23 protein-coding genes are annotated in these 26315 nt (G+C 50.4%); 11 read left to right on the forward strand and 12 right to left on the reverse strand.

The features are described 5' to 3' along the window. Nucleotides 1–28: 28 nt before the first annotated feature. The 3 genes from BMY16_RS06235 to dapB all read right to left on the reverse strand — a co-directional run bounded on the left by BMY16_RS06235 (nucleotide 29) and on the right by dapB (nucleotide 2875). Nucleotides 29–631 carry a WbqC family protein gene (locus BMY16_RS06235; RefSeq protein WP_091840951.1) on the reverse strand — a complete coding sequence of 201 codons (603 nt, stop codon included), beginning with the start codon at nucleotides 629–631 and terminating at the stop codon, nucleotides 29–31. Then, a complete protein-coding gene (gene lepB / locus BMY16_RS06240) occupies nucleotides 631–2061 on the reverse strand; it encodes a signal peptidase I (protein ID WP_091840953.1) in 1431 nt (476 codons plus the stop codon). Before lepB ends, BMY16_RS06235 begins: the two co-directional genes overlap by 1 nt. Before the next feature lie 97 nt (nucleotides 2062–2158). Beyond that, the gene (gene dapB / locus BMY16_RS06245) at nucleotides 2159–2875 is read right to left on the reverse strand and encodes a 4-hydroxy-tetrahydrodipicolinate reductase (protein WP_091840954.1); all 717 of its coding nucleotides are present in this window, start codon (nucleotides 2873–2875) and stop codon (nucleotides 2159–2161) included. Nucleotides 2876–3034: 159 nt separating this feature from the next. Here dapB and panB point away from each other — a divergent pair, with 159 nt between their 5' ends. Genes panB through BMY16_RS06275 form a run of 6 tightly spaced genes read left to right on the forward strand, consistent with a single transcriptional unit; the run spans nucleotide 3035 to nucleotide 7870 of the window. Then, nucleotides 3035–3877 (forward strand): 3-methyl-2-oxobutanoate hydroxymethyltransferase, encoded by an 843-nt coding sequence (gene panB, locus BMY16_RS06250; RefSeq protein ID WP_091840956.1) that lies wholly within the window; start codon nucleotides 3035–3037, stop codon nucleotides 3875–3877. Nucleotides 3878–3886: 9 nt separating this feature from the next. Continuing rightward, nucleotides 3887–4732 (forward strand): pantoate--beta-alanine ligase, encoded by an 846-nt coding sequence (gene panC, locus BMY16_RS06255; protein WP_091840958.1) that lies wholly within the window; start codon nucleotides 3887–3889, stop codon nucleotides 4730–4732. 6 nt (nucleotides 4733–4738) lie between these two features. Further along, entirely contained in the window at nucleotides 4739–5128 is a 390-nt protein-coding gene (panD, locus tag BMY16_RS06260) for an aspartate 1-decarboxylase (protein WP_091840959.1), read from the forward strand. A gap of 18 nt (nucleotides 5129–5146) precedes the next feature. Beyond that, on the forward strand, nucleotides 5147–6337 hold the full coding sequence (coaBC, locus tag BMY16_RS06265) for a bifunctional phosphopantothenoylcysteine decarboxylase/phosphopantothenate--cysteine ligase CoaBC (RefSeq protein ID WP_091840961.1): 1191 nt from the start codon (nucleotides 5147–5149) through the stop codon (nucleotides 6335–6337). Nucleotide 6338: 1 nt separating this feature from the next. Further along, nucleotides 6339–7106: a type III pantothenate kinase gene (locus BMY16_RS06270; protein WP_091840962.1), complete on the forward strand. Its 768-nt coding sequence runs from the start codon at nucleotides 6339–6341 to the stop codon at nucleotides 7104–7106. Further along, the gene (locus BMY16_RS06275; protein ID WP_091840964.1) at nucleotides 7103–7870 is read left to right on the forward strand and encodes a Rossmann-like and DUF2520 domain-containing protein; all 768 of its coding nucleotides are present in this window, start codon (nucleotides 7103–7105) and stop codon (nucleotides 7868–7870) included. Before BMY16_RS06270 ends, BMY16_RS06275 begins: the two co-directional genes overlap by 4 nt. Before the next feature lie 130 nt (nucleotides 7871–8000). On the opposite strand, the gene dprA is transcribed toward BMY16_RS06275, so the two are convergent. Beyond that, nucleotides 8001–9125, reverse strand: coding sequence for a DNA-processing protein DprA (dprA, locus tag BMY16_RS06280; RefSeq protein WP_091840965.1), 1125 nt, complete (start codon nucleotides 9123–9125; stop codon nucleotides 8001–8003). A gap of 2 nt (nucleotides 9126–9127) precedes the next feature. Further along, the gene (locus tag BMY16_RS06285) at nucleotides 9128–10423 is read right to left on the reverse strand and encodes a DUF2851 family protein (RefSeq protein WP_091840967.1); all 1296 of its coding nucleotides are present in this window, start codon (nucleotides 10421–10423) and stop codon (nucleotides 9128–9130) included. A 179-nt stretch (nucleotides 10424–10602) separates the two neighbouring features. Between BMY16_RS06285 and dusB the strand changes: the two genes are divergently transcribed. Beyond that, the gene (gene dusB / locus BMY16_RS06290; RefSeq protein WP_091840968.1) at nucleotides 10603–11550 is read left to right on the forward strand and encodes a tRNA dihydrouridine synthase DusB; all 948 of its coding nucleotides are present in this window, start codon (nucleotides 10603–10605) and stop codon (nucleotides 11548–11550) included. 48 nt (nucleotides 11551–11598) lie between these two features. Continuing rightward, nucleotides 11599–13104, forward strand: coding sequence for a glutamine synthetase family protein (locus BMY16_RS06295; protein ID WP_091840970.1), 1506 nt, complete (start codon nucleotides 11599–11601; stop codon nucleotides 13102–13104). Nucleotides 13105–13127: 23 nt separating this feature from the next. On the opposite strand, the gene BMY16_RS06300 is transcribed toward BMY16_RS06295, so the two are convergent. The 7 genes from BMY16_RS06300 to nrdD all read right to left on the reverse strand — a co-directional run bounded on the left by BMY16_RS06300 (nucleotide 13128) and on the right by nrdD (nucleotide 22738). Beyond that, the gene (locus BMY16_RS06300; protein ID WP_091840971.1) at nucleotides 13128–14258 is read right to left on the reverse strand and encodes an SGNH/GDSL hydrolase family protein; all 1131 of its coding nucleotides are present in this window, start codon (nucleotides 14256–14258) and stop codon (nucleotides 13128–13130) included. Between the two features lie 16 nt (nucleotides 14259–14274). Continuing rightward, nucleotides 14275–16284, reverse strand: a complete 2010-nt coding sequence (locus BMY16_RS06305; RefSeq protein WP_091840973.1) for a glycoside hydrolase family 97 protein — start codon at nucleotides 16282–16284, stop codon at nucleotides 14275–14277. A 115-nt stretch (nucleotides 16285–16399) separates the two neighbouring features. After that, complete coding sequence (locus BMY16_RS06310) at nucleotides 16400–18970, reverse strand: outer membrane beta-barrel family protein (protein WP_091840974.1); 2571 nt, start codon at nucleotides 18968–18970, stop codon at nucleotides 16400–16402. A 17-nt stretch (nucleotides 18971–18987) separates the two neighbouring features. Beyond that, nucleotides 18988–19560 carry a DUF4974 domain-containing protein gene (locus BMY16_RS06315; protein ID WP_091840976.1) on the reverse strand — a complete coding sequence of 191 codons (573 nt, stop codon included), beginning with the start codon at nucleotides 19558–19560 and terminating at the stop codon, nucleotides 18988–18990. Beyond that, nucleotides 19557–20096 carry a sigma-70 family RNA polymerase sigma factor gene (locus BMY16_RS06320; protein WP_091840978.1) on the reverse strand — a complete coding sequence of 180 codons (540 nt, stop codon included), beginning with the start codon at nucleotides 20094–20096 and terminating at the stop codon, nucleotides 19557–19559. The genes BMY16_RS06315 and BMY16_RS06320 overlap by 4 nt, the downstream gene beginning before the upstream one ends. A 75-nt stretch (nucleotides 20097–20171) precedes the next feature. Further along, entirely contained in the window at nucleotides 20172–20639 is a 468-nt protein-coding gene (nrdG, locus tag BMY16_RS06325; protein ID WP_091840979.1) for an anaerobic ribonucleoside-triphosphate reductase activating protein, read from the reverse strand. Continuing rightward, nucleotides 20633–22738 (reverse strand): anaerobic ribonucleoside-triphosphate reductase, encoded by a 2106-nt coding sequence (gene nrdD / locus BMY16_RS06330; protein ID WP_091840981.1) that lies wholly within the window; start codon nucleotides 22736–22738, stop codon nucleotides 20633–20635. The genes nrdG and nrdD overlap by 7 nt, the downstream gene beginning before the upstream one ends. A gap of 271 nt (nucleotides 22739–23009) precedes the next feature. On the opposite strand from nrdD, the gene BMY16_RS06335 reads away from it, so the two are divergent. The 3 genes from BMY16_RS06335 to ruvB all read left to right on the forward strand — a co-directional run bounded on the left by BMY16_RS06335 (nucleotide 23010) and on the right by ruvB (nucleotide 26310). After that, nucleotides 23010–23585 carry a LemA family protein gene (locus BMY16_RS06335; protein WP_091840983.1) on the forward strand — a complete coding sequence of 192 codons (576 nt, stop codon included), beginning with the start codon at nucleotides 23010–23012 and terminating at the stop codon, nucleotides 23583–23585. Further along, nucleotides 23566–25209, forward strand: a complete 1644-nt coding sequence (locus BMY16_RS06340; RefSeq protein WP_091840985.1) for a DUF2207 family protein — start codon at nucleotides 23566–23568, stop codon at nucleotides 25207–25209. The genes BMY16_RS06335 and BMY16_RS06340 overlap by 20 nt, the downstream gene beginning before the upstream one ends. A gap of 66 nt (nucleotides 25210–25275) precedes the next feature. Further along, on the forward strand, nucleotides 25276–26310 hold the full coding sequence (gene ruvB, locus BMY16_RS06345; protein ID WP_091841051.1) for a Holliday junction branch migration DNA helicase RuvB: 1035 nt from the start codon (nucleotides 25276–25278) through the stop codon (nucleotides 26308–26310). The last annotated feature ends 5 nt before the right edge of the window (nucleotides 26311–26315 follow it).

A 26315-nucleotide genomic window follows, 5' to 3' on the forward strand; every position in this document is an offset into this window, starting at 1 on the left:
TAAGCATTAATTCTGAAAAGAAAGAATCTCAAAGCAGGAAAATACTTTCAGGTCCCATGTTGAAGAGGAGGTCGAGAATAGATAGATTAGGTAAGAAACCATGTTTCTGATCATAAACCTGATAATATCGCTTTGGCTGAAAGTCTGGGTCGTCCTGAGGATGCTTGGGGGAAATCGCTGTACGATATGAAATGAGAGGAGACTCTTCAGGGATAAACCCTTCGGTATAAGAGACATTGGGCTGGATGTCTATTAGTTCGCACATTTTCTGGCGGATTTCCTCGTTGAAATCGAGCAAAAAGGTCCAATGTCTCTCGAAGAAAGGACGGATATCATCTTGGTAATATTCAAAGAACGGCGACTCACCATAGGCCGACTGCAAGGCATTCCAATGCAGATGACGCCAGTTGCCATGGTCACTCAGCCGGATATCCTTGATCAACGGAGAATCCCCATGCTCCACAGGAACGGTAAGAGCCTGAACACCATTGGCTGTAGCAATAAGACAGCGATTACGGTAGGTCTGCTTTTGGAAACTCTCCCATTGCTCTATTTCCACATGTTCGGCCCGATACAGTTTCTGGTACCACTGTATCGGGCCGAAATAGGTTGTACTAAGCAGAACGTGCATCACTTGATGTTATCGACGATTCGTCCTAACCTACTCCAACGGACACCATTGATACCACGGCGGTCCGGATCGCTCGACCACCAGATGAAGATAGGCTTACCCACAATATGATCCTCGGGCACAAACCCCCAGTAACGGGAGTCTGCAGAGTTGTGACGATTGTCGCCTTGCATCCAATAATAGTCCATCTTAAAGGTGTACGACTTCGCCTCTTGGCCATTGATGAAGATCTTGCCATCGCGAATCTGCAGGTCATTGGCCTCATACACCTTAATCGGACGCTCGTAGATGGCGATATTATCCAGTGTCAGTTCGATGGATTCGCCTTTTTTCGGTATCCAGACAGGGCCATAGTTGTCGCGCGTCCAATGCTTATTGCCGTTAAGGGGATAAATCTCCAAGTCGTTGGCTTCCGTATTCAGCGTGATGCTCTCCACAATATCAGGATGGGCTTTCAATACCTTGACAGCCCTATTGGTCAATGGCATATAACCAGACGTGTTCAGACTCGTCAGATCCTCCATCGAAATACCCAGATCCTCCATCATCTCCTCTGGGATGGCCTGCTTCAGCTTCACATGATAGGTGTATTGCACGTTCTCGGGTTCCTTGTTAGCCTTTCCATCGAGATAAACGATACGGTCTTTGATTTGCAATGTTTGTCCTGGCAAACCCACACAGCGCTTCACATAATTCTCACGACGGTCGGCAGGACGGGTGATGATCTCACCATACTCTGTCTGATTCTGCAGGATGGCCTGACGACCAGCCTCATAGATGGCATCAAAGTATTTCAAGCGCATATCAGCCGTCAGGGAGTCTGGATTAGGTCTGTTCGGATAGAGCTGATAGCCAATGCCATAGCACATCTGATAATAGTCGAACGCCTGATACTGCGGCGCAGCACAGAGCGTATCACCAGCGGGGAAATTAAATACCACGATGTCATTCAGTTCCACCTTTCCGAGCCCCTTTACACGGCGATAGTCCCAATGGGGCCACTCAATATAGCTCTTACACTCCACCACGGGAAGGGTGTGCTGGGTCAGCGGCATCGTCAACGGAGTCTGTGGGATACGGGGACCATAGCTTACTTTCGATACGAAGAGATAGTCACCTGTCAGCAAGGATTTCTCCAAAGAACTCGATGGAATGACGTAATTCTGGAAGAAGAACTGGTTGATGAAGTAGACAGCCACAAGTGCGAACACCAGGGCATCCACCCACGACATAACGAACTTCACAGGTTTCTCGGCCTCCTTCCACCATTGCCACTTGATCTTCTTCGTAATGTAGATATCAAAAATAAAAGGTACTACCAGCAGTCCCCACCAGCTCTTGACCCAATAGAGGAAGAGCAGATAGAGCACCAGTACAGCAATGAACTTGGCCCACTGCACTTTGGGATTGAATTCTTTCTTTTTCTCCATTCTTTCTGAATTTCTGATTAATCACGTTTCTTTGACGCTTCATCATGAGATGTAAGTTGCGTCAGATCTGAAGAATTAACCTCTTTAGTGCAATATTTTAGAATTTAAACATATCCGAGATTGTCAACAGCCCCTGATGATCCTTGGTATACTCAGCGGCTAAGACGGCTCCTAAAGCAAAACCCCTACGCGAATGGGCATCATGGGTGATGGTAATCAAGTCGGCATCCGAGTCATAGCGGATGGTATGAATGCCTGGCACCTCACCACGACGGATATGGTCTACACGCAGATACTTCTTGTCAGTCGTATCCTCCTTCCAATCCTCCTTGCGGTCGATATTCTCCACAATCTCTTCTGCCAGGGTGATAGCAGTGCCTGAAGGATGGTCGAGCTTGTGCACATGATGCGTCTCTTCCATCTCCACGTCATACTGTGGGAACTGATTCATGATCTTGGCCAGATAACGGTTTACGGCTGAGAAGATGGCTACACCGATAGAGAAGTTTGATGCCCAGAAGAGCGTCTTGCCATCCTCCGAGCATGCCTGACGCACCTCGTCGCCATGCTCTTTCATCCAACCTGTAGAACCACTCACCACCTTTACACCAGCCTTCCAGGCCTTCAGATAATTGCCATAGGCAGCCTGAGGGGCAGTAAACTCAATGGCGACATCTGCAGATGCGAACTCAGGAGAATCGAAGTCCTGCTGGTTGTCAATGTCAATAATACTCACAATCTCATGACCACGGTCAAGGGCAATCTGCTCAATCATCTTACCCATCTTTCCGTAGCCGATTAAAGCTATTTTCATAATTAATTCGAATTAAAACGCTGCAAAGATACTGCTTTTTCATCATAATCTCATGAAATTCAACACAAAATAACCAAAAAGACGCATAATATTTGTACATTTTAAAATAAAGTCCTACTTTTGCACCCGCAAAGAAAGCATTAAAATCTATTTCAGGATATGAGAAAAACTATTTTTGATTTATTGGACCGTAAGGGTTCTCTCCCCGTAAGTATGCTGACTGCTTATGACTATCACACAGCCTGCACCATCGACGAGGCTGGCATCGACATGATCTTAGTAGGCGACTCTTTAGGAAATGTGATGCTGGGGTATGAAAACACGCTGGCTGTCACAGTGGAAGACATGATTCATCACGGCAAGGCCGTCTGTCGTGGAGCCAAACAGGCCTTTGTGGTCATCGACATGCCGTTCATGTCCTACCAGACTTCCGTCGAAGATGCTGTACGCAATGCAGGGCGAATCATGAAGGAGACCAACTGTCAGGCAGTAAAACTGGAAGGTGGCGTGGAATATGCCGACCGTATCAAGGCCATTGTAGAAGCAGGTATCCCTGTTGTGGCCCACATCGGACTGACTCCCCAATCAGTGAATGCCATGGGAGGATATAGAGTACAGGGCAAGTCGCTGGAACAGGCACAAAAGCTTCTGGCTGATGCCAAGGCTGTAGAAGAGGCTGGTGCTTTTGCCATCACCCTGGAATGCGTGCCCGAGGCTCTGGCCAAGATGATTACCGAACAGACAAGTGCACTAACCATCGGTATCGGTGCAGGAAAATATTGCGACGGTCAGGTGTTGGTCTATCAGGATATGCTGGGCTATAACGACGGCTTTATACCCAAGTTCGTGAAGCAATACGCCAACCTGCACAGCATCATGTTACAGGCATTCAAGGAATACAAACAGGATTGTGAACTTCGCACTTTCCCTGAAAATAGCAGAACCTACTCCATCAAAGAGGAGGTTTTAGAAGAACTTTTTCAACCAGAATTAGCATATTAGGATAAAGACATGAAAGTAGTTAAGACAGTAAAGGAGGTTAGAGACATTGTTTCAGCATGGAGAAAAGAGGGTCTTTCTGTAGGACTGGTGCCTACGATGGGATTCCTGCATGAAGGACACCAAAGCCTGATTCGTAAATCGGCAAGCCAGAACGACCGTACGGTGGTATCTGTATTCGTAAACCCCATTCAGTTTGGTCCCAACGAGGATCTGGAGGCTTATCCACGCGACCTGAACCACGACATAAAAGCCGTTGAGGAAGCTGGGGGCGACTTGATTTTCAACCCAGAGCCCGCCGAGATGTACCCTGGTCACTTTACGTCGTTTATCGACACGACAGAGACCACCGAGCTTCTCTGTGGCGCTGTGCGTCCCATCCATTTTCGCGGTGTCTGTACGGTGGTAGGCAAGCTCTTTAATATCGTAGGCCCCGACCGCGCCTACTTCGGACAGAAGGATGCCCAGCAGTTGGCTACAGTGAAGCGTTTCGTCCGAGACCTGAACTTCCCCATCGAGATTGTGCCCTGCCCCATTGTTCGCGAGGACGACGGACTGGCCAAGTCAAGCCGTAACACCTATCTGAATCCTGTAGAACGTCAGGCAGCCCTGATTCTCTCAAAGAGTCTGAAGAAAGGTAAGGAGGCTATCGAGGCTGGTGAGCGCGACTCGCAGGCTGTGATTCAGATTATCAAGGAGAATCTCGAGACAGAACCGATGGCGCGTATCGACTACGTGGAAGTGGTAGATTTCGAGAATATCCAGCGTACCGCAAAGATTGAGGGTGAGGTGTTGGTAGCCATCGCCGTCTATATTGGCAAGACCCGACTGATCGACAATTTCATCGTTAATATATAATAAGGTATGAACATCACTCTGCTGAAGGCAAAGATTCATCGTGCTGTGGTAAAGCAGGCAGACCTCGACTATGTGGGTAGCATCACCATCGACTCCAGACTGCTGCGCGAGTCGGGCATCCTGGAATATGAGAAGGTAGAAATCGCAGACATCGACAACGGCAGTCGCTTCGAGACCTATGCCATTGCTGGCGAGGAAGGGTCTGGTATCATCTGCCTGAACGGTGCTGCAGCCAAATGCGTCAACGTGGGCGACAAGGTTATCATCATGGCCTATGCCCAGATGACACCTGAGGAGGCCAAAGCCCACAAGCCGACCGTCATCTTTGTCGACGACAACAATCAGATTGTCCGCAAAGCCAATTACGAGAAACATGGACTGTTAAAAGAGCAGTAGTTAATATTGAATAGTAAGATGCTTACAGGAAAGACCATCGTACTGGGCGTTACGGGCGGCATTGCTGCCTATAAGAGTGCCAACCTGGCCTCGATGCTGGTGAAGCTGAATGCCGATGTGCATGTCATCATGACCCACAACGCCACACACTTCATCACCCCGATGACGTTTGAAACGCTGACGAACAACAAGTGCATCGTCGACACCTTCGACCGCAACTTTTCTTTTGATGTCAAACATGTATCACTGGCCAAGCGTGGCGACCTGTTTGTAGTGGCTCCTTGTACAGCTAACGTGATTGGTAAACTGGCTCACGGCATCTGCGACGACATGCTCACCACCACCATGCTGGCCACCAAGGCACCCAAGCTGATTGCGCCAGCCATGAATACCGGTATGTGGGAGAACCCCATCCTGCAGGATAATCTGCTGAAGCTTAAGGGCTACGGCTATCATATCATCGATCCCATCATCGGACGTCTGGCCTGCGGTGATACGGGTACTGGTAAAATGAACTCCGAGGAGGTGATAGTTGAACACATCCTGACGTTTTTGGCCAAGGAACACGACCTGAAGGGCAAGCGATTCCTGATTACAGCTGGTCCTACACAAGAGGCTATCGACCCTGTACGATATATCACCAACCACTCTTCTGGCAAGATGGGCTACGCCATAGCCAAGATGGCCCGACTGCGTGGCGCTGAGGCGACGCTGGTTTCCGGGCCAGTCAACATCAGGCCTTTCGAGGGTGTGGATGTGGTGCCAGTGGTTAGTGCCCAGGATATGTTCCAGGCTGTTACAAGCCGTAGCAGCAAGGCCGATGTGGTGATTATGTGCAGCGCTGTGGCCGACTATACCCCCGCCGTCTATTCTGACCAAAAAGTGAAGAAACACGATGACGAGATGGCCATCCAGCTTACTCGCACTCAAGACATCCTAGGTTGGCTTGGCGAGCATAAGTCTGCCAACCAGACATTGGTCGGATTCTCGATGGAAACGGAGAATTTGATTGAAAACTCGCGTGCCAAGCTCCTTAAGAAACACGCAGACTTGATTTGCGCCAACTCTATCGCTGGTGGCCAGACAGGTTTTGCCGTCGATACCAATAAGGTGACGCTCATCACCAACGAGACGGTAACCGAGCTACCTTTGTGCTCTAAAGAAGAAACAGCCGACAAGATCCTTGATTTCATCGCAACTCTTTCCTAACATGCACATTCTGATAGATATCGGCAATTCCACCGTTGTCATCGCTCTGGCAGATAGTAAGGGTGACATCACAGCTACATGGCGATTCAAGACCAAGAAGGAAGAGACGGCCAGTTTCTTCCGCTACGAACTTCGCCAAGGCTTCCGCAAATACGGTGTTGAGACTGACAACATTGAAAAGATTACCATTTCATCGGTCGTACCTGAGGTGAATGATGACATCTCGCAAGCTGTTTTCGACCTGACGGGCATCACCCCCCACTTCTTCTCGATTGCCGATGCTGAGGGTACTATCACCATCGATGTGGAGTCGCCATCTCAGTTAGGTAAAGACCGCCTGGCTGATGCTATCGGAGCCGCCAAGTGCTATGGTGTGCCTGCCATCATCATCGACTTTGGCACAGCCACCACGCTGGGCGTCATCGATGAAAACGCCCATTTTCTGGGCGGTATGATTATCCCTGGCGTTAAAACCGCTCTCAGTGCCCTCAGCACCCGTGCCTCACAACTCTCTTCTATCACCATCGAAAAACCTGCCCATTTCATCGGTCGCAACACGCTCGAGTGTATGCAGAGTGGTATCCTCTATGGAACCTCCACGATGATCGACGGACTCATCGATAAGATTCTCCCCACACTCTCAGGCGATGTTCATATCATCGCCACTGGAGGGATGGCCAATACCATCGTCCCCCATTGCACACACCAGATCACAATCGACGAATTCTTACTCTTCAAAGGACTTTTCAACGCAACCCATCAGGAATGAAAATCGTAATTATTGGTTCAGGGAATCTGGCCACACACCTCTCCCTCGCCCTGAAAGCAGCAGGCGAGGAAATCATCCAAGTCTATAGTCGTACAGAGGAGCATGCCAAGGAGCTGGCAGTCAGACTGGGCTGTAATCACACGACGAATCTCGATGAAATCGACAAAAAGGCTGATATTTACATGCTGTCTGTAAAAGATGATGCCATTAGTCTGATAGCTGATTCTATCTGTCACCAATGCCCTCATGCCCTGTTTGTGCATACGGCTGGTAGTGTACCGATGGATATCTTCAAGGGGAAAGCCAATCATTATGGTGTGCTCTATCCCATGCAAACCTTCTCCAAAAGCCGGAAGGTTGATTTCCACCCAATCCCTTGTTTCATCGAAGCCTCCAGCGATGAGGATTTATCGATTATTCGTCCTCTCGCAGAAAGCATCTCAGACCATGTGGTAGACTGTGATTCCGAGAAGCGCAAGAAACTCCACTTGGCTGCCGTCTTCGCCTGCAACCTGACGAACCATTGCTATCGCTTGGCAGAACGCGTGCTTCAGGAAGAAGATATTGACTGGAGGCTCTATCTCCCATTAATCGATGAAACGGCCAAAAAAGTGTCAGGAATGTCGCCTCGTGATGCCCAGACGGGTCCCATGGTCCGCTATGATGTCGAGGTGATGAATCGCCAACTGGCCCTCATCTCTGACGAGCGTACCCGCCAGATCTACCGCCTCATGGCCGAAAGCATCCACGCCGACGCCGAATAGCAAGCACTCCTGTCGGAAGTAATCTTTCCTACGTTGAAGAGATTACGTGGTAAAGTCGGACTTTACTCGGAGTAAACTTGGACTTTAGTCGGAGTAAACCTAGACTTTACATCGGACTAGTCTCCTTTGCTTAGGACAGGAGGTGATAGGTTCCTCCAGCCAAGGGTTTCACCACTCCTTTCATCTCTAGTTGGAAGAGCAGGGCAGTCAATTGTCCGATGGGAATACCAGTCTTCACGCTCAGGATATTCAGCTGCAGGTTGTTGGTCTGTTGCAACAGACTGACCACCTTCTGCTCCTCTGGAGAGAGGTCTGGAAAAAGATTTCGTTCGATTCCATCGGCCATAGCCTGCTTTCTGAGAGCCTCATCCTGCCAACCCATCGCCACCACGAAGTCATTGGCATTGGAGATGAGTCCAGCCACATTGTCGCGAATCATGTTATTACAGCCCTTTGAAAACTCTGATCCCACATTCCCTGGAAAGGCAAAGACACTGCGGTCATAGTTTTGGGCAATCTCACAGGTTATCAGCCCGCCACCCTTAGCGGCACTTTCCACAAGAACGGTTGCGTCTGCCATACCAGCCACAATACGGTTACGGCGCACGAAGTTAGGCTTGTCGGCATTCGTCTGCGTCATAAACTCAGTCAACAGACCGCCATGATTCACCATTTCGGCTGCCGTCTCATGATGACGGTAGGGATAGATTTGGTCCAGTCCATGGGCCAACACCCCCACAGTCTCATAACCATTGGCCAAGGCCTCACGATGGGCATAGATATCCACACCATAAGCCAAGCCACTGACTATCAACACATTGGAGCAATGGCGTTTCAGGTCGCGGACGAAATGGCGTATCAGGTCTTGTCCATAGACTGTCATCTGTCTCGTTCCCACGATACTCACTATCTTCGTCTGGTTCAGGTCGCAATTGCCTTTATAATAGAGTACGAGCGGGGCATCGGGACATTCGCAGAGCCGCTGAGGATAGTCGTCATCGCCCAATACCAGTCCTCGGATACTGTGCTCTTGCATATAGTGGAGCTCAAAATCCGCCCGTTTCATCGCATCATCCCAATTCTGAAGGGCCTGCATCAGCGTAGGCGAGGCCTCTTTGACAATGTCGCCAATCTCGTTCCGATGTTCATACAACAGCTGTGCATTGCCCACCGTTTTATACAATTCCAACGCCTGCTGATAATTAAAGTTCGTCAGGCGCGTCAATGCCATCACATAGAATAATTCCTGTTCCATAGTTATTTGCGTTTAAGATATTCGTAACCAAAGCGACAGCGGAGACATTCACGCTTGTCGCAATACTCCTTTTTTAGTTGGATGAGCGCCTGCGAGTCACCTGCCGTCTCAACGGGGAGTCCCACCTGCTGCCACATCCGGATGATATAGTTGTTTTCTGCCTTCAACTGTTCCAGTAGGTCGAAGGCCCGATCACAGAGCACTTCCTTCGAACGGTGTCGCCCGTAGGCGAAGAGCATAGGTATCGCCGTATTGATCATCAAGAGGTTCACCGAGCCATAGGTCAAGTGCTTCTCGCTCTTCGAACTCGTGGAGCCAAAGGTATAGTGCGTCTCCCAATAGGGGGTGACATGCGATGACAGCAAATGCTTCAACTCCTCGATGGAATCGCACTCCACCAGTTGGCTGAGACCAGCCTTCTGTTGGTAGTAGAGGTTGGCCAGTTGTGAGATGCGGATATGCGGGAAGTTCTGCGGACGTAGTCTGAGAAAGCGCCAAAGCTTGTAATCTATCGGTTTCATCGAGAACTTATGGGCCAGATAGAGGTACTCATTACGCAGTTTGGCGAAATACCCCTCATTGAGCGCTTCCTTCTGGTAGTACTCAGGTATTGCCTCCAATTCCAACAGTCCAGCCTGCCCCATGAAGATGGCCTCAATCTGGAAAAGGTCGTCACGATGATGTGCCACTGCAGCCAATGGCAGGTTTTGTGCCCATTGTTCAAAAGCGTCGTTATTGATGCCAAAGCCGTAGTTACGGGCCAGCGTCACGAAATAGGCATCCTCCCACGAACCACCACACTGCTCCACCCGATGGCGGATGGCCTCAGTCTTCTGTTCTAAGCGCTCCGTCTGCAGGGCAGCCATCCAGGCATGCACCATCAGGCGCGTCAGTTCTGGAATCACCTTATAACAAGGTGGGTAGCTGTCTGTCTTCAGCAACTCGTCATAGTGCACTCTGACGGTTTCAGGCACGTCGAGCTGCATCTGACGGATAAACTCGCCATTGGTGTTCATCACCTCCGCATCGATGACGCCTGCTACGTGGAGAATCACATTGTCATAATTACGATCCTTGTCATGACCATGGAGATACCAGTCCGACGACTTGTCGTGGATCTCCACGTTTCCCACCCACAGCGTGGTACCAATCCTGACCTTCGCATTGAAGAAGTCTGGCCCTGCATTTCGGTTATGCAGACCCGGGTCAATCACTTCGACGGCCTGGCCGTCGCTCGTCTCAAGTTCCCTTAGCGGGAATAATTTGTGCTTCCACACATAATGAAGGAGTTGCTCCATAGTGTCATCTTTAACGTTAAACTTGTTGCAAAGGTAATGGTTTTTGTCAAAACAACCAAATAATTCACAGATTATTTATAATTTTGCCATCAAAGAGATGGCGAACTTACTCCGTCTCGGCATAAAAAAGATTAAAATCTTTTGTTCTGCTCTCGACTTTTCGTAACTTTGCAGGCGAAATGAAGATAGGAAACGTAGAATTCGGTGAAAGACCTGTGTTTCTGGCGCCTATGGAGGATGTGACAGACATTGGTTTCCGACTGCTGTGTAAGCGGTTCGGAGCAGCCATGGTGTACACGGAGTTTGTAAGTGCCGAGGCCCTGATACGCGATGTAAAGTCGACCATCTCCAAGTTGACCATCAGTGATACGGAGCGCCCCGTGGGTATCCAGATCTATGGTCGCGATATAGAGGCGATGGTCGAGGCAGCCAAGATTGTAGAACAGGCAGGCCCCGATGTGATTGACCTGAACTTCGGCTGCCCCGTGAAGAAGGTGGCAGGTAAAGGGGCTGGTGCAGGTATGTTGCAAAACATCCCCAAGATGCTGGAGATTACGCAGAAAGTGGTGGATGCCGTAAAACTGCCCGTCACCGTAAAGACCCGCTTAGGCTGGAACCACGAACAACTGATCATCACCTCGTTGGCAGAGCAGTTGCAGGACTGCGGCATCCAGGCCCTGACCATTCATGGGCGCACCCGTAGTCAGATGTACACAGGTAATGCCGACTGGACGCTGATTGGCGAAGTCAAGCGCAACCCTCGCGTACATATTCCTATTATAGGAAATGGTGACATCCACTCACTCGACGAGGCAGATCAAGCCTTCGACACCTATGGCGTAGATGCCGTGATGATCGGACGCGCCACCTTTGGCTGTCCTTGGATCTTCAGTCGCGAAAGTCTCGATTTCAACGAGAAATTAGACATCCTCGAAGAACTGCTGCGCATCAATGTGGAGCGCATCGACGAGAAGCGAGGCATTCTCCACACCCGTCGACACCTCGCTGCTACTCCCATCTTCAAGGGTATCCCCGATTTCCGTCAGACCCGCATCGCCATGCTCCGTGCCGAGACGATGTCCGACCTCCTCGCCATCCTCGAAGACATCCGCCAACGATTAGGATAAAACTCTTTTGGCAATAAAATATAGCAAACTTCAAACTATAAAGTAATTATGACCCAAGAAAACACTGTTCTGAATGCCAATCCGATTGTGACATTCCTTCAGAAACCGGCTGCATCTTTTACCAAAGCCGACATCATCAACTACATCGTGTCTAACGAGATCCGCATGGTGAACTTCATGTATCCAGGCGGCGATGGCAAGTTGAAGACACTCAACTTTGTCATCAACGACTTCGATTACCTCGACACCATATTGACTTGTGGCGAGCGCGTGGATGGCAGCAGTCTCTTCTCATTTATCCAGGCTGGTTCGAGCGACCTTTATGTACTGCCTCGTTTCCGCACAGCCTTCGTCGACCCGTTTGCAGAGATTCCTACTATTACGATGCTCTGTTCTTATTTCGACAAGGATGGTCATCCCCTGGAGTCTTCGCCAGAGCACACGCTCCATAAGGCAGCTGTAGCCTTCACAGAGGTTACAGGCATGGAGTTTCAGGCAATGGGTGAGCTGGAGTATTATGTGATCAGCGACGACGAAGAGAATTTCCCTGCTCAGGATCAGCGCGGCTATCACGAGTCGGCTCCCTACGCCAAAGCCAATGAGTTCCGTACTCGTTGCATGCAGTATATTGCCCAGGCAGGCGGAAAGATCAAATACGGCCATTCGGAGGTGGGCAACTTCTCGCTCAACGGCAAGAACTACGAGCAGAATGAGATCGAGTTCCTGCCTGTACCTGTAGAACAGGCTGCCGATCAGTTGATGCTGGCCAAGTGGATCATCCGCAACCTTGGCTATCAACAAGGCTACAACATCACCTTTGCGCCAAAGATCACCACTGGCAAAGCAGGTTCTGGTCTGCATATCCACATGCGTATACTCAAGGATGGTAAGAATCAGATGCTCTCCAACGGTGTGCTCTCAGAGGCTGCCCGGAAGATGATTGCTGGTATGATGGACCTTGCACCAGCTATCACAGCCTTTGGCAACAAGAATCCCACCAGCTATTTCCGTCTGGTGCCCCATCAGGAGGCTCCCACCAATGTGTGCTGGGGCGACAGAAATCGCAGTGTACTAGTGCGAGTGCCCCTTGGCTGGGCTGCTGATGTGGATATGTGTCGTGCTGCCAATCCGCTGGAGCCACAGACCAACTACGATACGAGCATCAAACAGACCGTTGAGATGCGCTCACCTGACGGCTCTGCCGATCTCTATCAGTTGCTGGCAGGTCTTTGTGTCGCCTGCCGTCATGGTTTCGAGATGGAGGATGCCCTTGAGGTGGCAGAGAAGACCTATGTCAACGTGAACATCCACGCTGCAGAGAATGCCGATCGTCTGGCTACGCTGGCTCAGTTGCCGGACTCTTGTGTGGCTTCAGCCGAGTGCCTCAATCGTCAGCGCCAGGTGTTTGAGGAGCATGGTGTGTTCTCGCCTGCTATGATCGACGGCATCATCGCCCAATTGCAGGACTTCGATGACAAGACGCTCCGCAAAAATATCGAGAACTACCCTGAGGAGATCCAAAAACTCGTCAATCAGTATTTCCATTGCGGCTAACGACAAGGTCACCCCTCTGCACGTTAGAACCAATTCATCAGAGAACGAAGGTAGGCAGTCAGCTCGACAGCCATCTTTTCGTCTTCGTAGACGTTGGGGTGATAATCGTTACCATAGAACTCCTCACCAGAAATGGGTGCCATATCGAAGCGATAGACCTCTTTGTCACCTGCTTTATGAGCCTCAGCAGTCACCTCGTCGAGCAGTTGCTTGACCTCCCGCAACTCTTTATTGTAGAGCATAGTACCCGTCAGAAAGACAATCTTCGCCTTCGGATTATGGTCGCGCACCTGCTTCAGGAGCTTCTGATAGCCCTGTTTCAGGAGATCCAGGTCATAGTTGTTTGTTGAAGTATCGTTGGTGCCGAGGTTGATGCAGATGACATCGGGCTGATAGCGACTGAAGTCCCATTTCTCTCTGAGGAAAGTGGCCTCCTCGCGCAGCTTCAGATCCCAAGCATAACCCGTATATTCATACTGGACGGGCATGCATGAACGGGGTGACCCTGTCTTAGCCTCACCGTAGTTGCGATAGGCCCCGATACCACTGCGAGCCACCACCCAGTGCTGGGCGTTGAGGTTGCGGGATGTAATGGATGCGTAAGAATAATAGTGATTCTCGGTAGCATAATCGAAACCTTCCTCCTTCTTCAATCCCTCGTTGCCATAACCACAGGTAATGGAATTGCCGATGAATTCGATCTTTCTGGAGGGGAGGGCTGGCGTCTCCACCAGCTTTTTGCCCTTGTCGAGCACAAAGCCCCAAAACTCTGGGAAGAACTCATAGCCCTCGATGGCATACATCAGTCTGACCGTATGCACACCATTAGGAAGTGCTGTGGCAAGAGTCACCACAGAGTCGCGCTCCCCACGAAAAGCCACCTTGAAAGGTTCTGCCTGGTCGATCTGAGCCACAAAATAACCACTACGGGGTTTGGCTATCATACGCAACGAGGTGCCCTCGAACGAGGCAACTATCTGAATACCAGGGTAGTTCCAGGCGGGTCGTTCAGGATTGGTAAAGCTGATACGCCCTGTGTATTGGATGAACTTGTCCGAAGGACTGATGATACTACCCTTGATGGGTACGGTCTCAATGGCAAAGGCACCCGAACACACCAGGGTGAGCAGTGCCGTTAATAACTTTTTTCTCATGTCTTATGCTCTGTTCTTATTGTTTCCTGAAAATACCAGTCCAACCACCGCCACTGCTGAGATGAACCTGCAACTGACTACGGCCTGACACCGTCTGCTGACTATGCTTATAGTCTGTGCCATCCTTCTGGGCATTCACGCCATCGGCGAAGATATCGGCAGAGAACTGCCCTTCTCCAAGGAAAGAGAGGTCGATGGTCAGGTCACGTGCCGTCCAGTCTGTCATCGCAGCAACATACCACGTGGTACCCTTGCGACGGGCGATCACAGTATATTCACCAAGCTGTCCGTCGAGAGCCACTGTCTCATCGAATGTGGTGGGGATTTGTGCGATGAAATCGGTACATTCCTGATTCTGCATGTACATTGTCGGACTATCAGCCAGCATCTGAAGCGGTGCCTCGAAGGTGGTGTACATCGCCATCTGATGAACGCGAGTACCCTGACTCATCGGGTGATTGTTATTGCCAAAGAAGTTATCCTTCATGGCATTCATCATCGCACCAGGTGTATAATCCATCGGTCCTGCCAGCATACGCAGATAGGGTGCTGTCACATCGTAGCGGGGTTGGTTGTGAAGTGGACCATCGCCAACACGGGGCTCCCACTTGGAGTTCTCCAAGCCCTTCACACCCTCAAAGTTAAAGATGTTAGGATAAGCACGCTGAATACCAAAGGGTTTCAGTCCATGGAAATCGAGATACAGATGATGCTTGGCAGCACAGGCTGCAACCTGATAGGCAGACGCAATCACCTGCTGGTCATCACGATCGAAGAAATCCACCTTAAAGCCTTTGATGCCCATATCAGCATAATGCTTCATGACCGCCTCAGTGACGGCAGCACCTTTTTCAGGATCACTGCCAATGAGATTCCGCCAACTGGACCAGAGGATGATGCCCACCCCTTTTTCCTGTCCGTATGCAATCAGACGAGGCAGGTCGATATCAGGACTAAGGTCTTCCATCAGCGACTCCTTGCCACTCCAACCTTCGTCGATAATGATGTATTCGATCTTATTCTTGGCGGCAAAGTCTATATAATATAAATAGGTGTCGGTATTCATACCCGACTTGAAGTCAACACCAGTAATGTTACAGTTGTTCCACCAGTCCCATGCCACCTTGCCAGGCTGGATCCATGAGAGATCGGTGATACGACAGGCAGGAGCAAGTCGCTGCGCCATGTCGCAGTTGAGGATATCGGCATCCTTCTCTGTGATGACAACAGCACGCCAGGGAAGTGCCTGTCCGCCATTCAACTTAGCGATGAAATCGGCACGTTTCGTCGGCACGAGGTTCAGACGATCATAGCCACCTACCTCTTGTGCCAGCGGATAAGGGGCAAACTCTGCCTTTAACGAGTGCTGCGGTCCTTTTTTCAGGAACATGCCAGGATAGTTCTCTACACCAGCATCCATCACGATAGCCTTCATGCCGTCTGGCAAGCAGACAGCCAACGGGGTGATGGCCAGCGAATCAGGGTACATCTTTGACAGCGGGACTTCATCATAATAGGATTCGAAGGAATAGCAATAACGCTCTCCTCCCCGATTGTCGTTGACATAAGGGATAAAGGCTGGAAGGTCTTTGGCAAAGCAAAACTCTGCGGTTTCATCGTTCACCACAAAGGGTTTATTATTGGTACTGATCAGGCGATAGGCCGCTCCGTCATTATAGGCTCTTACCTCGATAGTGAACTTCTGTGTCGTATAAAGCAACAGCTGTCCGTAATCATCGCTGATTGTCTGTTTCTTATAAAACGGGTTCTTAAAACTACTGTTAACGTTCTTCTTCGCCACCTTGCCGACCTTACCCAGAGTCAGCGTCTTCCTGCCTTGCGTCAGACTGATGTCTATAGTTGACGGCAACAGCACCTGCCGCCCGTCGTAATCAACAGACCATTTCACGGTTTCATCGGTGTTTACCGTCACCTTGACCTTCCCATTAGGCGAGCACACGTCATAATTCCCTGCTGAGACTGTCGCTGTCATCAGGCAGAAAAGGGCAACTGCAATTGTTTTCATCTTCAGCTATTTTAGTTTTTAATAATCCATCATTGGCTTTTGTTGGCGCAAAGATAAACAAAATAATCCGAATTAAAAGCAATTTTAAGGAAAAAGTGTATTATTGGCACTTCATTTACAGTCTGTTCTTCTCATCATTACCAGCTCCAGAGCCCTTGTACTTCGAGCCAGAGACGTTGAAGTTGTAGCTCAGCGTCAGACCTACACACTGCGTATAAGTGTATACGTCTTGGTCTGTCAGGCCGATGGCATAGTAAGTAGTCATCTTGGTCTTGGCCGTGCGGAAGATGTCATTGGCATAGAGCGTACACGAAAGCCGTTCATTGAAGAATGACTTCTGCAGGCGGGCATTCACCGCAAAACTGTCGCCACGATACATGAATGCCCAATGGTTGCTGCCTGTATAACCAATCTGCAACAATGCCTTCATCGTTGGGCAGATGACAAACCAGCTCTTGAGATCGAAGGAGAATTCGGGCTTGTTCAGCTTCTTTGGTGCGCCATACGATTCGGCATCGAACATCTGCTGATAATAGTGCAGCGTGGCTGTGGGTTGCCAGAAGCCAAGCTTTGGCGAGGCGACGAAGGTGGCATAGACACGATCCTGATGATCGAAGTTCATGGGTTGGAAGATGGCTATCTCCTTTTCTTCATCATACACTCTGCCAATGTGGGTAAACAGGTCGTTCTCACGCGTAAAACCAGCCACGAACGTCAGCCACGAGTAGGTGAAATTAAGGTCGATGCCCTGGCGCACCGACGGGCGTAACAACGGATTACCACCCTCATAGAACATACGGCTGTCATAGACAATCATAGACTCCAGCATGCGGTAGGGCGGACGAGTGATACGCTTGCTGTAGCTCAACTGGGCACTCCATTTGTCCTTCTGCCATGCAGCTGACAGGTTTGGGAACCAGTCGTTATAGGTGCGGCTGGGCTCTTGCTGCCATTCGCCAAACGAGTAGTAATCTGTTTTTACGTGCTCAAAACGGAGGCCAGCATTCAGGCGCCACTGCCCTAACTGAAGCTCGTATTCAGCAAAACCAGCTATGTTCTTTTCCTTCATCTCGTTGTCGGTCTCAGGTATGATGCCTTCTTCATTGAAATTGCGCCCATAGCTCTTCGTACTCGTTGCCTCAGTTCCACCACTCAGAACACCTTTCCAAACAGGATAAGACAGCACCAGCTTGCCCGCCATCATCTTGCGGTCTTCATGGTTGAGGGTCGTGATGGTGCGATCACCAAGTTCTTGACTATACTCCTGCTGGTTGAGATGGCTCTCCGTCTTGCGTTGCAACATCGTCGCGTTTAAGTCGATGTCCAGTTTTCCTACCTTCCCCACATAATATGTATTCAGTTCCCATACAGGTTTGTCGAGTTCGTCGATATCTGTATTCAAAAGGACATCCCCATAGAAGGCACCATTCTTGAGATAGTTCTGCGTCATGTCTGACTTGAATCTATTATAGAATATCTTCTGCGATGAGAAGCTCAGTCCAAGAGAATGGTCGGTATTGAAATCGTAACTCAGGCCACCCTTGTACTGCAGTTCTGTCCAGCTACTCCTTACGGGTAAATCCGCATGGACATCGAAAAAGTCTTTCTTGATATGCAACTCCTGCTCAAGGTCTTGATCATTACTATAATGCCCGTTGTCGAGGGCCACGTTGGCAAAGACCTCCAACCCGCCTATGCGATATTTCAAGGTCAGATCGTCATAGTTGTTCCACTTGTTGTTCTTCCATGTATCGCTGGTCACCATCAGACTCAGTCCGTCGCCTTGCGGCTTCAGCGTCTTGATGCGGATGACGGCATTCACCTCGGCATTGTATTTGGCTCCAGGAGACGTGATGACATCAACGCTCTTGATATCCACCGATTTCAGTTGTTTCAGTTCGCTGGGGTCGCGTACCTTCTTATTATTGATATAGATCTCGGGCTCGCCTTTGGCCAGCACCTCAAACTTACCGTCCTTGCTTTGCACCATCGGAATCATCGACAGCAGATCGTCGGCAGTGCCGATATCGTGGAGGATGGAGTGCTGCACGTCTACCGTCATACCGCCCTGGGCCATCTTGTACTGCGGAATCTCACCTTTCACCTCTACGCCTTTCACCATGTAGGTCTCTGGTAAGAGGGTAATGGTGCCGATGTTACCCACACTGACATGGCGAGTCACCGTCTTATAGCCCACATAGGTCACCTTCAGCATGATCTTCTTCTCACGGCAGGGAATCACGAAGTCGCCATTCTCATTGCTCACGCCGCCATTGATGTATGTGGAATTCCTGTCGCTGCTATTGGGATCGGCAACGCCGTGCAATGAGACGTTGGCGAACTCTATGGGCTGCCCCTCGGCATCGACCACACGCCCGATGACCTTCGCATCCTCCTTCTGGGTACACTCTATGAAGATACGGTTGTCGTCGTAGGTTACTTTCATGGGATAGAAGCCGATGACCTCGCGGATAGCCTCCTTGAGAGGCAGATCGCTGAAATGGCTGGTGACGGTGAAGTCTTCCAGCTCGTCGTAGATGAAATAGATCGTCTGGTCGCTGGTAGCAGCGTTCAGGTCTTCGAGCACTTTGGAGAGCGACTCGTTCTGGTAGTCGCGGCTTAGCCTTTGAGCCTGGGCACACAACGAGAGTGCACAGAGCAATGCTGTGAATAGATACTGTTTCATAAGGTCGGTGGCTAGTGTTATTCTACAATCAGTTTCTTGTTGTCGCGAGTGATATGGATGCGTTCGAATTTATTGAACGTATCGATGACATCGTCGATGGTCGCCTGCTTGTCCCATGTATAGTAGAGACGGATGTGTCTGCTGGCTTCCTGCCTATAGACCACCTCTACCTGATAGTAAGCGGCTACATCGCCCAGAATGGTTGCAAGCTCGGCATCCTCGTAGACGACGGGGGCTGTCTGAGGCACCTCCCCGGCAACTGCCTGCGCAGCAGTCTGCCGGTGCTGGCTCCGGATCTCCGTCTGCTGAGAGGGCGCGGATGATTTCCCTGCTGTGCTGTAGGCCACATGATAAGCTGCGTAGGCAATGCCCGACAGCATCAGCACGCCAACAAACATCGCGGCTATCTTCCTGACAAGATAAAAGGAACCTCGATTCTCCTCTATCTGCTTTCCCCCATTTCTGAATGCCCGCCACGCCTCGCCGGCATCAGGCACAGGGACCTCCACTTCGTCCAGCATCTGGTCGAGCTGCTCATCGGTGTATTGCTCAGGGTGCAGCAGCATCCTGATCTGCTCTTCTTTCTTCATGCTTCTCTGTCTTTAAAAGTTGAACGTAGTTTCCTCAACCCTTGCACAATGTGCTTATTGACTGCCGAGAGACTGATACCCAGCGAGCTGGAGATCTCCTTGTAAGACTTTTCCTCATCGAAGTGCATGCGGATGATACGACTGGTCTGAGGGGTAAGCCTTTCTTCGACGTAATGGTTGACGGCCTCGATGATCTCCTCATCGTGATCTTCGCTGAGGGCCGAGGTGCCGCCTGCGGCCTGCATCCTTTCAGGCATCAGCAGTCGTGCGGCCTTTTGTCGGGTCTGGCGCTGTGCAATGATGTTGAGGCAGCGATTACGGACGCATGTCAGCAGATAGGTTCTCTGAGACTCCTCCTTCAGTGGGCTGGTACCATCCCACAACTTGGCAAAGACGTCATGTACCGCATCCTTTGCCTCGTCTTCGTCGCCCAGAAGGATGTAGGCTGCCTTATACATCCTGCCAAACTCCGAAAGGAAGAGTTCCTTGAACTGCTGTTCTCGTTGTGGCTTGTTGTCGATTACGCTGTCTTGCATCTGTTTATCGCTTGCTTTTTACATTATATACAGATAAGCACAGATAATCATCACCCCCTGATACCTATTTTTTTCTTACTTCTTCCAAAAACGGGAGGTAATATCCTCAAACTCGCCATTGTCGTTGCGGCGATAGAGGCGCTGGTTGGTTGTAGAACTTTTCAATGGCCCCAGATGCTTGATGAAAGGGCCGATCTTGATGTAGTCGAAGTCTTGTTTGTCGATGGCCGCGGAGATGACCGTCTTACCGCTATACCAAGCAACTTTGAACTGGGGGTACTCTTCGTGGATGTACTGTGCCAATAGGTTGACACCCTTTGGATCGCTGTCGCCACCCATGAAGGAGATACAGGTAATATCTTCGCCGTACTCCTCTACAAACGCATCGATGGCATTGGTGTCGAGGGGCAGACCGATATCCTCCCAAAGATAATGGCTATGACACCCAGGACAGTGACACGGGCAATTCGAAATATTGATTGCCAGTGTCACTTCGTCGGGTATCTCTTGAAATACGATATCAGAGTTGGCGTATTTCAGCATAATTTCTTATCCGTAGCATAGTAGCGGCGTGCAGCCTCTTCCTGACGAGCCTGAGAGAAGTTGCTGACGCGCTTCAGGTAGCCGATGATACGGGTCATATAGTCCACATTCTTCGAATGGCAGTGAGGGCACTCCTTCAGATAGCGCTTGTCGATATGGCCACAGTCGTTGCAGACGGTATTGGGGATGTTGAAGGTAAAGTAGTTACAACCCTCCTTGGCTGCCACCTTCAGCAGCTGCTGATACTGCTCCTTCGAAAGATGCTCGTCGAGGTTCATGTGCAGGGCAGAGCCACCCGTCAGGTGCTCGATATAGGGAGCACCGTGCAACTTGAACTTGTCGAGTACGGTCAGTGAGTCGTCCTCTACCACATAGAAATAGCTGTTATAGCAGTCGCGGGGCACGAAATAACCGTCCTCACGATCCCACTTGGCATGCTTTACACCGACATTCTCTGCAGGAATCATCTCACAGTTGAACATCACATCCTTCGTACGGTACTGGCGGTTATACTTCTCGATGAGGCCAAGAATGCCCTGTACGAAGTGCAGGTACTCATCGTTTGGCGTAATCTTCAGACCCATAAACTCGGCAGCCTCAACAAGACCGTTGATACCGATGGTCAGATACTGACGGGCGATGTTGATATAACCAGCATCGAAGAGAGGCAACATACCGTGCTGCTGCAGTTCCTTCAGATTCTCGTTATAGGCCAGCTGCACCTTATGGCAGAGGTCAATCACACCACTGAGGTACTCTAGATAGTCCATCTTATGGTTGACGGCATACTGGATGCAGCGGTTCAGGTTGATGGTGAGCACAGACTTCGATCCTGTTGACACACCACCGGCACCGAGGGTATAGCTGAAGCCGTTATCGGTAATCTCATTACGCAGACGGCAGCAAGAACTCAGAGAGTCAGCGTTGTCGCTCATATAGGTGAAGAAGCTGTGACCCTCGGCATACATCTCTGCCGTGAAGTCGCCCCACTCCTTATCCTTGCACTCACCATTCTCATCGACGAGCAAAGCCATCGTCTCGACAGGGAAGGTCAGCAGGGTCTTCGTGCGCTCCTGGTTAAACCACTTCATAAAACGCTTCTGCAACCAAGAGAGACCATCCCAGTCGGGCTGAGAACCATCGGGGAAGTAGAACTCGCCAAAGATGCTCTGGAAGTAATACTTGTCATAGTAAGCTACATTCCAGAACACAGCCTGATAGTTACGGGCACCAGTGGGCTGGTTCAGCGTATAGACAATCTGCTCGAAATAGTCGGTGATCACCTTGTCGATGGTACGCTTCTTCAGACTGAGGTCGGCCTGCTCGTCAGCACGTTTCCAGTAGTCCAGACCATATTCCTTGCCGATGAAATAGTTCATGTACATCAGGAACTCAGGTGTGGCACAAGCACCGCTCAGCATGGAACTGACCATGAACACCATGTTGACGAAACCGCCAGCAAACGACTTCAGGTTGGTAGGTGCCGTTGAGTTACCGCCAATATCCACTGTACCGTTGATAAGCCAGGGATACATTGTGATGGAGGCACAATAGTTGGCCAGACTCGTCTCGTCGTTCTTATATATAAAATGGTGTGTCAGCTTATCAATATATTCATCAGCAAGCTGCTTACCATACATCTTTTTGATACGATCGGTCAACAGACGGCGGTTCAGACGGATAAAGTTCGATTTGGGCAACTCACCAATCAGTGTGGCGATATTCTTGTGCTCCACATTGGCATTGGCGTCGTACTTTGAACCAGTAGCGGCATTGACAGACTCCATGTACTCGGAGAGGAACATCATCTTCTCCAGGGTCTCACGGTCCTCAGTGTGTTCCTGACGATAGAGGATGAACGACTTAGCCACCTTATAAAATCCTTCGCGCATGAGGGCTTCCTCCACCTGGTTCTGGATATCTTCCACGGTGATGTCATCATGCATGTCGAGATGATTCAGAATCTTGGACACTGTAGCCAAGTCTGCATGCTCTTTCACACTTTCGAACGCCTTGACGATGGCATTCATGATTTTGTCAAGCGAGAACTGGTCTTTCGAACCGTCTCTTTTGGTGATGGTAAAGTTTTTAATTTCCATTTTATTGTTTGTTAATGTTTATCGTCTGTTCCGTCTATGAAGTTATCCGTTTTGGAAAACTTTTGTTTCATGGATTTCGAAAAAGTTTCCCGTTTTGGAGAACTTTAATCGGCTGCAAAGGTACAAATTTTCCTTAAAACCCGAAAACGAAATCTACAAAAAAATTCCGTTGCCCATACATTTAACTCATATTAACTCTTTGCTTTTTGCACTCCGCCAAGTTTTACCTACCTTTGCAGGCAGAAGAATTCTTTAACCAAACTTTTAAATTATGAGTACAGCTCTTATTATCATTATTGTATTGGCGGTCATCGTCATTGGTTACTTCATCTCAACCCAGCGCGCACTGGTAAATCTTGATGAATTGTGTAAGAATGCCCTGAGCCAGATTGAGGTTCAGCTCAATTCCCGTTTCGACGCTGTAGTGGCCCTTGCCAAGGCTGCTGCACAGTATGCCAAACATGAATCCGACACCATTATCGAGACTGTTCAGGCTCGTGGCGGTAACAGCGGTGCTACGGCTAATACGCCTGCTGCCATTAACGCACAGACCGACCTGCTTGGCCAGATGATGGGGCGCCTGAACGTAGTCTTCGAGCGCTATCCCGAACTGAAGGCCAGCGACCTCTACAAGGAGGCCCAGTTGGGTATGAAGCAATATGAGGAGAACGTACGCATGTCGCGTATGATCTACAACGATACTGCCACCAAGATGAACCGGATGGTGCGCCAGTGGCCGTCGTCTATCGTGGCCTCCATGCTGCACTTTGACCAAAAAGATTATCTGAAGGTTGACGACGAACAAAAGAAGAGCTATCCCAACCTCGATGAAGCATTTAAAAAGTAACATTTGTCTGTTGCTGGTGCTGCTGGCATCGGCAACAGGCATCTCCGCCCGCCCCTATCTCCACTCGCTCGACATCCGCGTGGTGTTGAGCCATAATGGCGATGCCCGTATTACGGAGACCCGTGTGATGGACATCGACGACGAAGGTACAGAGTGTTACATCGGCTTGGGCAATATGGGAGGCAGTGAGGTGCGCGACCTGCGGGTGAGCGACGAGGACGGCAATGATTTCGAGAACATCGGCGACTGGGACATCGACGAAAGCCGCAGTTGGAAAGAATATAAGTGCGGCATCGTCTATAAGCACAACGGCTACGAACTCTGCTGGGGTCTTGGCGAAAGCGGCAGCCGTACCTACACTACCAGTTACACCATCACCAGCCTCGTTCATGCCTACCCCGATGCTGATGCCATCCGTCATGTGTTCCTCGACCAGGACGTGTCACCCAAGCCCGATCATGCCAAGATTTCCATTGAGGCAGAAGACTCTATCCTGTTTACCGACGAGAACTGTGGCATCTGGGGATTCCGTTTCGGGGGCGAACTCGGCTTCCAGGATGGTAGGATTATTGCCTACAACACGGAAGACTTCGGCCATAGCGGTGCCATGTATATCATGGTGCGTTTCAACAAAGGGATGTTCGAGCCCACCATTCAGGAAGACGACACCTTCGAACACAAGAAGGAGCTGGCTTTCGAGGGCAGCGACTATACCAGCGACGACGAATGGACCACTGAGGATACCATCATCCTGCTCGTCATGGCCATCTGTTTCTTCATTGTCCCCATCGTGGGCTTTATCTGGTATCTTATATATGTATGGCGCGCGCGCAAGAAAGTGAACAAGGATCTGCTCTGGTATCGTGACATCCCCATGAAAGGCAACCTTCAGCAGGCTAACGACGTGCTTAACGCTTATAAGTATTTCGGCACCGACTACAACAACCTGCTCTCGGCCTGTATCCTGAAACTCATCGACATGGGTGCCATCAGCATCGAACAGACTTTGAACAGCAAAGGCAAGACGGAGCAGAACTTTGTCATCCATGAACTCCAGAACTACGCCGACCAGCCCTTGTTGCTGCGCAAGATCCATAGCATGTTCAAGACGGCTGCAGGTGAAGATACGGTACTCGAGCCCAAAGAACTCAGGTCGTTTATGAGAAGTAGCAAGAACGAAAGCATCACCGACTCGTTCATCAACACGCTCCACACCAAGACGAGCATCTCCTATTATAAGGAGCGCTTCGACGATGTGCGACAGGTGTTCGGCCTGAAGAAGTTCCTCAAAGAGTTCTCCCTGCTCGACGAGCGTCATGTCAACGAGGTGACATTGTGGAAGGACTATATGATCTACGCCACGCTCTTCGGCATCGCCGACCAGGTGATCAAGGACATGAAGAAGATCAACCCCGAATACTTCAATATGGACCAGGTGGCAGCCCAGATGGCCAACGACACCACCCTGCCCATGATCTACTCCACGCTCCACTCCGGCACCTCGCGTGCTGTGGCCAACAAAGCTGCCCGTGAGGCCCGTGCCTCAGGTCATGGCGGCCACTCCTCATGGGGAGGCGGCGGAGGCGGCTTCTCTGGAGGCGGCTTCGGCGGTGGCGTGAGGTAACCTCAAAGAATAGTGCAGAAATTTGGCACTTCGGTTTTTTTACACTATCTTTGCAAGCGAATTATGATAGACGAAGATTTTGACATACGCGAAGAACGGTTCTCACAAGGCGAGAAAGACTTTGAGAACGCCCTGCGCCCCTTGAGTTTCCGCGACTTCAGTGGACAGAAGAAGATCGTAGAGAATCTCGAGGTGTTCGTCGAGGCTGCCAAATATCGTGGCGAGCCCCTCGACCACACCCTGCTCCATGGTCCTCCCGGACTGGGAAAGACCACGCTTTCCAACATCATCGCCAACGAACTCGGCGTGGGCTTCAAGCTCACCAGCGGCCCTGTGCTCGACAAGCCGGGCGATCTGGCAGGCATCCTCACCTCGCTGGAGAAGAACGATGTGCTTTTTATCGATGAGATCCATCGTCTGTCGCCCGTCGTCGAGGAATATCTCTATTCGGCGATGGAGGACTACCGCATCGATATCATGATCGACAAAGGCCCCTCGGCCCGCTCGATACAGATCGACCTCAATCCCTTTACGCTGGTGGGTGCCACCACCCGCAGCGGATTGCTGACGGCTCCACTACGAGCCCGTTTCGGTATCAACATGCACTTGGAATACTACGAGCCAGAGACGTTGCAGACCATCATCGAGCGTTCGGCAGGTATCCTGGGTGTACCCATCACAGAGGATGCCGCCTTGGAGATCGCAGGCCGTTCCAGAGGTACGCCCCGTATCGCCAACGCCCTGCTGCGCCGTGTGAGAGATTTCGCCCAGGTGAAAGGCAACGGAAAGATTGACACCAAGATTACGAAGATAGCCCTCACGGCCCTGAACATCGACCAGTATGGTCTCGACGAGATCGACAACAAGATCCTGCTCACCATCATCGACAAGTTCAAGGGCGGTCCTGTGGGCATCACCACCATTGCCACCGCCATTGGTGAGGATGCAGGCACCGTCGAGGAGGTATACGAGCCCTTCCTCATCATGGAGGGTTTCATCAAGCGCACACCCCGAGGGCGTATGGTGACAGAACTGGCCTACAAGCACTTCGGCCGCAATCCATATAGTGGCAACATCATGGAACCCAACCTCTTTGATTAGTTGAG

The organism is Prevotella sp. ne3005 (assembly GCF_900110085.1).
Taxonomy (GTDB): domain Bacteria; phylum Bacteroidota; class Bacteroidia; order Bacteroidales; family Bacteroidaceae; genus Prevotella.